Genomic DNA, 11,265 nt, shown 5'->3' with positions numbered 1-11,265 from the left:
GGGGCAGGGGTGCGGGTCACGCCGTCGAGGTCGCGGCGGCGTCGGCCTGCGTCTGGTCCCGGAGCCAGCCGAGCACCTGGGGAAGCACTGGGACGGCCGCGAAATGCGCGGCCGACGGCTGGAGCACGACGGTGGCGTGCTCGATCCTGCGGGCGAGCCAGTTGAAGTGCTCGACGGGGGAGAACACGTCCTTCTCGCCGTGCCACAACAGGGTGGGCACGGTGATCTCCTTGGGATCGAAGCCCCAGTTCTTGCTGAACGCGACGGCGTCGTCGATCCAGCCGTCCGCGGTCTTCTCGACGGCGACCTCGAAGTTCTTGTGCAGCATCCGGCGGATACCGGCGTCCGCCACGATCTGCCGGTCGATCTCGGGCATCTCGTCGTCGAGATCATTGAGCACGGCCATCGGGTTGGTGCGCATGGCGTCCGCGTTCTGCACCAGCGTGCTCTGCAACACCTCTTGGTTGCTGCGGGCGTTGCGGTACTCGCGGACGTTGGACTCCGTCATCCCCTCGAACCAGTCCAGTCCCTCCGCGTCCCAGGGGGCGAGACTCACCAGTACGGCCGCGCTCTGGACCCGCTTCGACAGCCTCGCGGCGCAGGCGAGCGCGTGCGGACCGCCGCCGGACCGGCCGACGACGGAGAACTTGGGAAGGTTGAGCAGATCGGCGATGGTCGCGACGTCCTCGGCGGCGTCGACCACCTCGCGGCCGGGCCGGCGAGTCGAACCCCCGTAGCCCGGACGGTCGTAGGCGATTAGATGGATGCCGAGCTGATAGAGGACCATCGATCGCGGGCGTGGCCCCTGATGACTGCCGGGGGTTCCGTGCAGCAGAAAGACGGGGTGCCCTTGCGGATCACCCCACGTATCGAAAACGAGCTTGCGCCCGTCTCTGCTGTGAGCGGCACGCGCCACTCCTGCCTCCCGTCCACCGGCTGTCAAGGGTGCCGGAATCCTCTCAGATCAAAACGACGGGCACCACCGAGCCAGCGTCTCGCGTCGGCGTCATTCCGTCACTGGAAAGTGACCAGAATGTCGAAATCATGACCGAACGCGGCCAGCTTATGCCTATTTCGCCGATTCGGCCGAGCTTAGATGGTTCCAATATCAGGACAAGTAGGTCATTGCGCTCCGGGTTCCGGCCGCTTTCCAGGCGTTCTCCAGCCATGCACCGAACGAGGCCCGGCTACGTCCGCCCCCAACTCCATCACCCTTCGGCGCAGTTCCCGATCCGCCGTGACGACCAGTACGTCACGCCCACCCGCCTCGCCCACCAACTCCACCATCCGGTCGTCCCCACTCCCCGGCGCCGACTCCACCCGCACCCCCGTCACGGACTCCACCCCCCGCGCAGCTCCCTCCACCACCAGCACGATCTCCACAGGACCGTCCCGCCCCGGCACCCCCTCCGCCGCCAACCGGTCCCGCAGCCGCTCCGCGGCGCCGCGGCGGTCGCGCCACCAGCCGTCGGGTACCGAGCCGACGACATTGGCGGCGTCGACGATCACGAGGAGCGGGGCGTCGGTGTTCATGGAGTCAGGGTGTCAGTCCGCGTCCTTCTCGTCGAAGCTGGCGTAGTACGCCGCCGCCATGTCCTCGTCCCCGTGCCCCTGCGCGGCCGCCCGTTCCAGCCGGACGGCGCTCGCGGTGGCCACGTCCAGGCGTACGCCGTTCTCCTCGCCCGCGGCGACGATCAGACGGGCGTCCTTGGCGGCCGTGGACACCGCGAACTGGGCCGGGGTCAGCTGCCCGTTCAGGACCAGCCCTGCCTTGGCACGCAGGTAGCCCATGTCCAGCGGGCCGCCCTCGATCAGCGCGAAGAAGTCCTGTGGGTCCACGCCGAGCGCCTCGGACAGCGCCAGCACCTCCCCGGTCGCCGCCGTCGCGGCCAGCACCCAGCTGTTGGCGACCAGCTTCAGCCGGGTCGCGCTGCCCGCCTCGCCGGTCCACACCGTACGGGCGCCCACCGCGTCGAAGACGGGCGCCACGGAGTACCGGTGGGCCTCCGGGCCGCCTGCCAGCACCGTGAGCTGACCGGCCTCCGCGGGCTGCCGGGTGCCCAGCACGGGGGCGTCGTAGAAGACCAGGCCGTGCGCGGCGGCGAAAGCGGCGAGTTCGGCGAGGCCCTCCAGGCCGGCCGTCGTCGACTGCGCCCACATCACACCCGGGCGCAGCGCGGGCAGCGCCGCCTCCATCACCTCCAGGGCGGCGGGACCGTCGTACAGCATGGTCAGGACGACGTCCGCGCCCTCCACCGCCTCGGCGGGGGAGTCGGTGACACGGATGCCGTCGGCGGCGAGGGGCTCGGCCTTGGCACGGGTGCGGTTCCAGGCGCGGACGGTGTGCCCGGCCCCGGCGAGGTTGCGGGCCATGGCGGCGCCCATGATGCCGGTGCCGAGAACGGTGACGGTGAGCTTGTCGGTCATGAGGCCAACGTAGACGTGTGGGCAGGGGGCGACCAGGCGCGCCGCGGATGCCTCCGCGGGGGGTACGGGGGTGACTAGGCGGGCTGTGGCTGTCTCCGCGGGGGGTACGGGGGTGACCAGGCGGGCCGTGCATGCCTCCCCAGCGAGTACAGGGGTGACCAGGCGGGCTCCCGGACGCCCCGCCGAGAGTACGGGGGTGACCAGGCAGCACAGGAAAGGCGCCGCATAGAGTGAACCGGTGAACGGCGACTGGCTCCTCCGCGGCCGCGACGGCCGGCTCAGTGTCTATCTGCCCTCGGGCGACGCCGTCCTGTGCCGGGCCGAGCTCGGCCCCGGCGGCCCCTGGGAGGCACCCCCGCGCAAGGTGGGCGGCGACCAGAAGCTCCGCCCCGGCCCGGCCGTCGGCCAGGGCGCCGACGGCTACGCCCATCTCGTCTCCTGGCGGCCCACCAAACCCGGCGAGGCCGGGCTCGTGCACTCCACGCACTTCCGGCCTCGGCTCGCCGCCCTCGACTGGGCCCCGATCGGGCACCCCGACAAGACCGGTGACCGCACCGGCACCCCGGCCGTCGCCGTCGATGCCCAGGGGCGGGCGCATGTCTTCGTCCGCAACAAGGGCGGCGGCGTGAGCATGGTCGCGCAGAAGGAGAAGGGCGGCTGGGACCCGTGGCGGGACCTCAAGGGGCGTGACGTACAGGAGGACTTGGCCGCGGTGACGGGGGAGTCCGGGCGCGTGGAGCTGTACGTGGCCGTCCCCGGGGGCCTGGTGTACTGGCGGCAGGCAGAGCCGGGCACCCCGCCGGTCCTGGAGGAGGCCGTCGAGACGCCGGTACGTCCGGGGACGCTACGAGCCCTGGCCACGTCCGCCGACCGCACCACCCTCTTCTACACCGACGACTCCGGCGACCTGTGCGCCTGGCGTCCGGGAGGCAAACCCGTCGCCCTCCTCGCCTCGGCCGGTCCCGGCCCCGTCTCCGCCGCCCGCTGCGAACTCGACGGCCACGACTGCACGTTGCTCGCCCAGCGCTCGTCGAGCGGCCGGGTCGCCTTCGCCGCGTACCCCACGGAGCAGGAGGCCGCGGGCGCGTGGTGGACGGAGTCCGGGCCCCAACTCCCGGCGGACGCACGGGTGTCATTCACGACCGACGAGGACGGCCGGGTCGTGGCGGCAACGTTGTCCCCGTCCACCGGCCAACTCCTGCTGACCCGGCGCAAGGACGAGCCGGGGCTGGCGCTGGAGGCGTGGCGGGAGGCCTGAACCGGCCTTATTCACATGACCGTTCGGGGTCGGGTACGGAACCATGACTGCGTGGACGACACCGAACACCTCGTCGAGGTCTGGCAGCGCATCCTGGAACCCTCCGGGGTCTCCTGGGTGCTGTTCGAGAACGGCACGTGCGTGATGCTCAAGGAGCCCGACGGCGAACTCGCCGGACAGGCCATGGAGATCCTCCGGCAGTACGGTCCCGTGCGCGCCGGCGGCCCCGCGGGCGACTTCGGCACGCAACGGCTCAAGGACGGCACCGGCTGGCTGGTCACCGGCCACCACCCGGACGTTGTCACCTACGTCGGCTCCGCCGAGCCCGCCGACGCGTCCGACCTTGCCGTGGGCCTCCACGGCCGCAGCAAGCGCCACCGCGACGGCACGGACCTCCAGGTCGTGCATGTCGAGGACGCCCGCTGAAGCACTCCAGCAGGCCCGCCCGCCGAGGCAAGCGCGAAGACCCACCGACACACCGGTGCCCCGCAGGCCAACCAGCCTGCGGGGCACCGCCGTTCACACCGACGCAGCGGCTACGCCGGAACGCTCGCAACCCCCGGCGCCAGGAACTTCTTGCCGTTCACGCGCTCCGAGACACCCTCGCGGTCCAGGTACGGCGTGATGCCGCCCAGGTGGAAGGGCCAGCCGGCGCCCGTGATCAGGCAGAGGTCGATGTCCTGGGCCTCGGCGACGACACCCTCGTCGAGCATGAGCCCGATCTCCTGGGCGACGGCGTCGAGGACGCGGTCCCGCACCTGCTCCTCGGTCAGGACGACATCGCCCTGCTTCAGCAGCGCGGCGACCTCGGGGTCCAGCTCCGGCTTGCCGGAGTCGTAGACGTAGAAGCCACGCTTGCCCGCCTTGACGACGGCCGCGAGGTTCGGGGAGACCGTGAAGCGGTCCGGGAAGGCCCGGTTGAGGGTCTCCGAGACGTGCAGACCGATCGCGGGACCGACCAGCTCCAGCAGGACCAGCGGCGACATCGGCAGACCCAGCGGCTCGACCGCCTTCTCCGCGACCTCGACCGGCGTGCCCTCGTCGATGACGTTCTGGATCTCGCCCATGAAGCGGGTGAGGATGCGGTTCACGACGAACGCCGGGGCGTCCTTCGTCAGCACCGCGGTCTTCTTCAGCTTCTTGGCGACGGCGAAGGCCGTGGCCAGCGAGGCGTCGTCGGTCTTCTCGCCGCGGACGATCTCGAGCAGCGGAAGCACGGCCACCGGGTTGAAGAAGTGGAAGCCCACGACCCGCTCGGGGTTCTTCAGCTTCGACGCCATCTCCGACACCGACAGCGACGAGGTGTTCGTCGCGAGGATCGCGTGCGCCGGGGCGACCGCCTCCACCTCCGCGAACACCTGCTGCTTGACGCCGATCTCCTCGAAGACGGCCTCGATGATGAAGTCCGCGTCCGCGAAGCCCTCGGCCTTGTCCAGGACACCGGTGACCAGGGCCTTGAGGCGGTTGGCCTTGTCCTGGTTGATACGGCCCTTGCCGAGCAGCTTCTCGATCTCGGCGTGGACGTAGCCCACACCCTTGTCGACGCGCTCCTGGTCGATGTCGGTCAGCACGACCGGCACCTCGAGGCGGCGCAGGAAGAGCAGGGCGAGCTGCGAGGCCATCAGACCGGCGCCGACGACACCGACCTTGGTGACCGGGCGGGCCAGCGACTTGTCCGGCGCACCGGCGGGACGCTTGCCGCGCTTCTGCACCAGGTTGAACGCGTAGATGCCGGACCGCAGTTCGCCACCCATGATCAGGTCGGCGAGGGCGATGTCCTCGGCGTCGTAACCCTGCTGGAGGTCGCCGTTCTTGGCGTTGGCGATGATGTCCAGGGCGCGGTAGGCGGCCGGAGCGGCCCCGTGCACCTTGGAGTCGGCGATGAACCGGCCGCGCGCGACGGCCTGGTCCCAGGCCTCGCCACGGTCGATGACCGGACGCTCGACCTCGACGTCGCCCTTCAGCACCTGGGCGGTCCAGATCAGCGACTGCTCCAGGAAGTCCGCGCCCTCGAAGAGAGCGTCGGCGATGCCCAGGTCGAAGACCTGCTGGCCCTTGAGCTGCTTGTTCTGGTTGAGGCTGTTCTCGATGATCACCGAGACGGCCTTGTCGGCGCCGATCAGGTTCGGCAGGATCGTGCAGCCGCCCCAGCCGGGCACCAGGCCGAGGAAGACCTCGGGGAGCGAGAAGGCCGGCAGGGCCTTCGAGACGGTCCGGTACTTGCAGTGCAGACCGACCTCGACGCCACCGCCCATGGCGGCACCGTTGTAGTAGGCGAAGGTCGGCACGGCCAGGCCCGACAGCCGCTTGAAGACCTCGTGGCCGCCCTTGCCGATGGCCAGCGCGTCCTTGTGCTCCTTGAGGAGCTCGACGCCCTTGAGGTCGGCGCCGACCGCGAAGATGAACGGCTTGCCGGTGATGCCGACGCCGACGATGTCACCGGCCGCGGCCTCCGCCTCGACCTGGTCGATCGCGGCGTCGAGGTTCGCCAGCGACTGCGGGCCGAAGGTGGTCGGCTTGGTGTGGTCGAAGCCGTTGTCGAGGGTGATGAGCGCGAAGCGCCCGGCACCGAACGGCAGGTCGAGGTGGCGTACGTGCGCGGACGTCACGACCTCGTCGGGGAACAGCTCGGCCGCACCCTTCAAAAGCTCCGTGGTGCTCACTTGTTGCCTCCGTCGAAGTGCGGGTTCTCCCAGATGACCGTCGCGCCCATGCCGAAGCCGACGCACATGGTGGTCAGGCCGTAGCGGACCTCCGGCTGCTCCTCGAACTGGCGGGCCAGCTGCGTCATCAGACGCACACCGGAGGAGGCCAGCGGGTGACCGAAGGCGATCGCGCCGCCGTACTGGTTGACGCGGGCGTCGTCGTCGGCGATGCCGTAGTGCTCCAGGAACGCGAGCACCTGGACGGCGAAGGCCTCGTTGATCTCGAACAGGCCGATGTCGTCGATGGTGAGCCCCGCCTGGGCGAGGGCCTTCTCCGTGGCCGGGATCGGGCCGTAGCCCATGACCTCCGGCTCCACACCCGCGAAGGAGTAGGAGACGAGGCGCATCTTCACCGGGAGGTTGTTCTCCCGGGCGAAGTCCTCGGAGGCGATGAGGGAGGCGGTGGCACCGTCGTTCAGACCGGCGGCGTTACCGGCGGTGACGCGGCCGTGGACACGGAACGGCGTCTTCAGACCGGAGAGGTTCTCCAGGGTGGTGCCCGGGCGCATCGGCTCGTCGGCGGTGACCAGACCCCAGCCGGTCTCGCCGGCCTCCGGGTTGGTGCGGCGCACCGAGATCGGCACCAGGTCGGCCTGGATCTTGCCGTTGGCGTACGCCTTGGCGGCCTTCTCCTGGGAGCGCACGGCGTACTCGTCGGCGCGCTGCTTGGTGATCGTCGGGTAGCGGTCGTGCAGGTTCTCGGCGGTCATGCCCATGAACAGGGCGGACTCGTCGACCAGCTTCTCGCTCACGAACCGCGGGTTCGGGTCCACGCCCTCACCCATGGGGTGGCGGCCCATGTGCTCGACACCGCCGGCGATGGCGACGTCGTACGCGCCGAAGGCCACGGAACCCGCGACGGTCGTGACGGCGGTCAGGGCGCCGGCGCACATGCGGTCGATGGAGTAGCCGGGCACGGACTGCGGCAGACCGGCCAGGATTCCGGCGGTACGGCCGATGGTCAGGCCCTGGTCACCGATCTGCGTGGTCGCGGCGATGGCGACCTCGTCGATCTTCGCGGGCTCCAGAGCCGGGTTGCGGCGCAGCAGCTCCCGGATCGCCTTCACGACGAGGTCGTCGGCGCGGGTCTCGTGGTAGATGCCCTTCGGGCCCGCCTTGCCGAACGGGGTGCGGACGCCGTCGACGAAGACGACGTCCCTGACGGTACGAGGCACGATGGCTCTCCTCCAGATGCGGGATGGCACTGCTGGCACGGCTGCACGGCACAAGCACTGAGCGCGCGCTCAGCCCCATGCTACTTGTGGGTAACGTAGCTGCACACCCCTGGAGGCGGGAGCGGCGAAGGTCACATCCGCGGGGGAGCCGTGGAGCCGCGCGGAGTCAGTACCGGAGTGGGTACGGGGTGTGACCCCCCGCCCTCTCCGGTGATCACCTCGAACAGCGTACGAGCCGCATCCGCCCCGAACCCGTGCACGTCATGACTCATCGCGGACAACGTCGGATGCGTCAGCCGGCACAGCTGCGAGTCGTCCCACGCCAGCAACGACACATCGTCCGGCACCCGCAACCCCATCTCCGCGGCCACCGACAGCCCCGCCACCGCCATGATGTCGTTGTCGTACACGATCGCCGTCGGCCGGTCGGCGGCCGCGGCCGTCAGCATCGAACGCGTCGCCCGCGCCCCCGCCTCCCCCGAGTAGTCGGTCGTCACCTGCCACGCCCCGGCCAGCTCCAGCGTCCGCGCGGCCTCGTCGAAGGCCGCCGTCCGTGCCGCCGTGTGCCCCAGCGCCGCCGCCCCGCCCACCCGTGCGATCCGCCGATGCCCCAGCGCCGCCAGATACCGCACCGCCTCCGTGACCGCCGTCGCGTCATCGGTCCACACGGACGTCAGCCCACCCGTGAGCGAGGGATGTCCTACGGCGACCACCGGCATCCCCAGTCGCTCGGCCGCCGCCACCCGCGGATCGTCGGGCCGGAAGTCGACGAGGATCGCCCCGCCGATCTGCCGCCCCCGCCACCAGGCCTCCTGCAGCCCGACCTCCTCCTCGACGTTCCGCACGAGCCGCAGCAGCAGCGAGCACGAATGCTCGGTGAGGACGCTCTCCACCCCGGATATGAACTCCATGTAGAAGGGTTCGAGCCCCAGCAGCCGAGCGGGCCGGCAGATCGCCAGCCCCACGACGTCCACCCGCGACCCCGCCAACGTCCGCGCGGTGAGGTTCGGCGCCCAGCCCAGCTCCCGCGCGGCCCGGAAGATCCGGTCCCGCGTTGCCTCCGACAGCCCCGGCTTGTGGTTGAAGGCGAGGGACACGGCACCCTTGGACACCCCGGCGCGCGCGGCGACGTCCTTGATGGTGACGCGGGCGGCCGGCTGGGCTGTCATCGCGAGGGCTCCATGCAGTACAGGGCGGCGCGGGCGGCGTCCGCATCGGGAGTCTTCCAGCCACTGACCCCGATGGTCACCTGTTCGCCGGGCAACAGCGTCACGAGCCCCCGGTCGGCCCGCGCGTCCGGGTGCAGCCGGTCGGCTTGCAGCAGCAGATCCCGTACGAGACCACGAGCCGCGACTGTGACCGAGCCGTCCGGCGTGACCGTCACGTCGAACTCGGGCCGCGGATAAGGGATTTCACGATCAGTCGCAGGGAAGTGCAACGCCCGCACCCTGTCCGCGTCCGCGACGAGGAACTCCTCGGGTCCGGCAGGCATCAGCGCCTCCGGTACGTCGATCCGCGCCACCGCCCGCGCCCCGGCGCCGAACTCCACCCCCGCCTCGCCGATCACCGCCCCCTCCACGGTCATCCGCCGCAACCGCACCACCCCCGCCCACGCCTCCGCCCCCTGATTGACGACGGCCAGCACCCGCCCCTGCACCGTCAGCAGCCGATCGGCGTAGAGCCGCCGAAGCTCGTGATAGAGCGGCTTTTCCCGTCCGTCCCCGTCGATCGCCGCCCAACTCGTGACCGGCCAGCAGTCGTTGAGCTGCCAGACGATCGTGCCCGCACACACCGGCCAGTTCGCCCGCCAGTGCTCGATCCCGGTGGCCACGGCCCGCGCCTGGTTGACCTGGGTGAGGTAGTGCCACCGGTCGAATTCCCTCTCCGGGTACACGAAATGGCGCTCCAGCCCGCGCCGCAGTTTCCCGTTCCCGTCGTCGGCCTTCTGATGGTGCAGCATGCCGGGGGAGTCCGCCGCGAGCTCCTCACCCGGCAGCGCCCGCCGCAGGGTGGCGTAGGCAGGCGGGGCCTGCCAGCCGAACTCGGCCATGAACCGCGGCACTTCACGCCGGTACTCGGCGTAGTCCTCCCGGTTCCACACCTCCCACGAGTGGTGCGTGCCGTGCGCCGGATCGTTCGGATGGTGATCCCACGACCCGGACCACGGACTGCCCGGCGTATAGGGCCGCGTGGGGTCCAACTCGGCCACCACGCGCGGCAGTACGCCCAGGTAGTACCCCTCGCCCCACGACGCCCCGGCGAGCCGCTCCTCCCACCCCCAGTCCCGGAACCCCCACAGGTTCTCGTTGTTGCCGTTCCACAGCACGAGCGAGGGATGCGGCATCAGCCGTACGACGTTCTCCCGCGCCTCGGCCTCCACCTCGCCCCGCAGCGGCTGCTCCTCCGGATACGCGGCGCACGCGAACGGGAAGTCCTGCCAGACCAGCAGCCCCAACTCGTCGCAGACGTCGTAGAAGTCCGCGCTCTCGTAGATCCCTCCGCCCCAGATCCTGACGAGATCCACGCCCGCGTCGGCGGCCTGCGTGAGCCGCTCCCGATACCGCTCGCGGGTGATCCGGGACGGGAAGACGTCGTCCGGGATCCAGTTGACGCCCCGCGCGAAGAGCCGCTCCCCGTTCACCACGAACGTGAACCCGGTGCCGTGCTCGTCCGCCGACCGGTCCAGCTCGACCCTGCGGAAGCCGACGCGCCGCCGCCAGACGTCCAGCGCCGAGTCTCCGTGCAGCAGTGTCAACTCCACCTCGTACAACGGCTGTTCGCCGTACCCGCGCGGCCACCACAGCCGCGGGGCGGGCACTTCGAGCCGTACGACCCCTCGTGTGCCGTCGACCGAAGCGCGCACCCGCTCCCCGGCGATCGTCGCCTCGACGGTCAACGGCGCCTCGACCCGGGTCCGTTCGACGTCGACCGCCAACTCCACGACCCCCACGCCCTGTTCGACCGTCACCAGTGGCCGCACCCGGGCGATCCGGGCCGTCGACCACTGCTCGAGGCGCACCGGCCGCCACATCCCGGCCGTCACCAGCGTCGGCCCCCAGTCCCAGCCGAAGGAGCAGGCCATCTTGCGGACGTACTGGAAGGGTTCGTCGTAGGCGGCGGGCCGCTCACCGAGTGTGCCGCGCACCGCCTCGGCCTCGGCGTACGCCGACAGGAACCGCACCGACAGCCGCCCCGAGAGGCCGGTCACGTCGAAGCGGTACGAGCGGTGCATGTTCCGCGCCCGCCCCAACACCCGCCCGTCCAGGAGGACTTCGGCGACGGTGTCGAGCCCCTCGAAGACCAGGTCGGTCTGCTCGTGGCCCGATCCGGTGCGCAGGTCGGTCTCGTAGGTCCAGTCCCGCCGCCCCACCCATGCCACCTCGGTCTCGTTCCGCCCGAGAAAAGGGTCCGGGATCACCCCGGCCGCCAGCAGGTCGGTGTGGACGCAACCCGGCACGGAAGCGGGGAGCGTGTCCCCGTCGTGCCGCAGGATCCATCCCTCGGTGAGCGGTGTGGCCTGAAGCATGTACGCACTCCCTAAACCGATCAAGTCCAGTACTGGGAACACTTTTTGGCATCGTTGGCGAGATACGGACTTTACCGGTTAAGAAAACGTTGTCAGAGTACCGAACCAGCCAACCCCCTTGAGGCAACCCGCAAGTGCTCGTCCGTCCCGTGAACGTCCCGAGAACGGAGCTGA

9 protein-coding genes are annotated in these 11,265 nt (G+C 70.6%); 2 read left to right on the top strand and 7 right to left on the bottom strand.

Translation table 11 applies throughout. From position 1 onward, the window contains the following. Positions 1-16: 16 nt before the first annotated feature. From IQ210_RS21135 to IQ210_RS21125, 3 genes are all read right to left on the bottom strand, one after another. Positions 17-916: an alpha/beta fold hydrolase gene (locus IQ210_RS21135; RefSeq protein ID WP_194080625.1), complete on the bottom strand. Its 900-nt coding sequence runs from the start codon at positions 914-916 to the stop codon at positions 17-19. Between the two features lie 206 nt (positions 917-1,122). Next, positions 1,123-1,533 (bottom strand): PIN domain-containing protein, encoded by a 411-nt coding sequence (locus IQ210_RS21130; RefSeq protein WP_194080624.1) that lies wholly within the window; start codon positions 1,531-1,533, stop codon positions 1,123-1,125. 12 nt (positions 1,534-1,545) lie between these two features. Further along, on the bottom strand, positions 1,546-2,427 hold the full coding sequence (locus IQ210_RS21125) for an NAD(P)-dependent oxidoreductase (RefSeq protein WP_194080623.1): 882 nt from the start codon (positions 2,425-2,427) through the stop codon (positions 1,546-1,548). Positions 2,428-2,665: 238 nt separating this feature from the next. On the opposite strand from IQ210_RS21125, the gene IQ210_RS21120 reads away from it, so the two are divergent. Then, the gene (locus IQ210_RS21120; protein ID WP_194080622.1) at positions 2,666-3,685 is read left to right on the top strand and encodes a hypothetical protein; all 1,020 of its coding nucleotides are present in this window, start codon (positions 2,666-2,668) and stop codon (positions 3,683-3,685) included. 15 nt (positions 3,686-3,700) lie between these two features. Then, a complete protein-coding gene (locus tag IQ210_RS21115; RefSeq protein ID WP_194080621.1) occupies positions 3,701-4,111 on the top strand; it encodes a hypothetical protein in 411 nt (136 codons plus the stop codon). Between the two features lie 110 nt (positions 4,112-4,221). Here IQ210_RS21115 and IQ210_RS21110 read toward each other — a convergent pair whose 3' ends face one another. From IQ210_RS21110 to IQ210_RS21095, 4 genes are all read right to left on the bottom strand, one after another. Beyond that, complete coding sequence (locus tag IQ210_RS21110) at positions 4,222-6,348, bottom strand: 3-hydroxyacyl-CoA dehydrogenase NAD-binding domain-containing protein (RefSeq protein WP_194080620.1); 2,127 nt, start codon at positions 6,346-6,348, stop codon at positions 4,222-4,224. Then, a complete protein-coding gene (locus IQ210_RS21105; protein ID WP_194080619.1) occupies positions 6,345-7,565 on the bottom strand; it encodes a thiolase family protein in 1,221 nt (406 codons plus the stop codon). Before IQ210_RS21105 ends, IQ210_RS21110 begins: the two co-directional genes overlap by 4 nt. 131 nt (positions 7,566-7,696) lie before the next feature. Continuing rightward, entirely contained in the window at positions 7,697-8,734 is a 1,038-nt protein-coding gene (locus IQ210_RS21100; RefSeq protein ID WP_194080618.1) for a LacI family DNA-binding transcriptional regulator, read from the bottom strand. Beyond that, the gene (locus IQ210_RS21095; RefSeq protein WP_194080617.1) at positions 8,731-11,091 is read right to left on the bottom strand and encodes a glycoside hydrolase family 2 protein; all 2,361 of its coding nucleotides are present in this window, start codon (positions 11,089-11,091) and stop codon (positions 8,731-8,733) included. The genes IQ210_RS21100 and IQ210_RS21095 overlap by 4 nt, the downstream gene beginning before the upstream one ends. Positions 11,092-11,265: the final 174 nt, after the last annotated feature.

It is taken from the genome of Streptomyces justiciae, assembly GCF_015163075.1.
Classification (GTDB): domain Bacteria; phylum Actinomycetota; class Actinomycetes; order Streptomycetales; family Streptomycetaceae; genus Streptomyces; species Streptomyces justiciae.
This window is presented reverse-complemented; position numbering and strand designations above follow the sequence as displayed.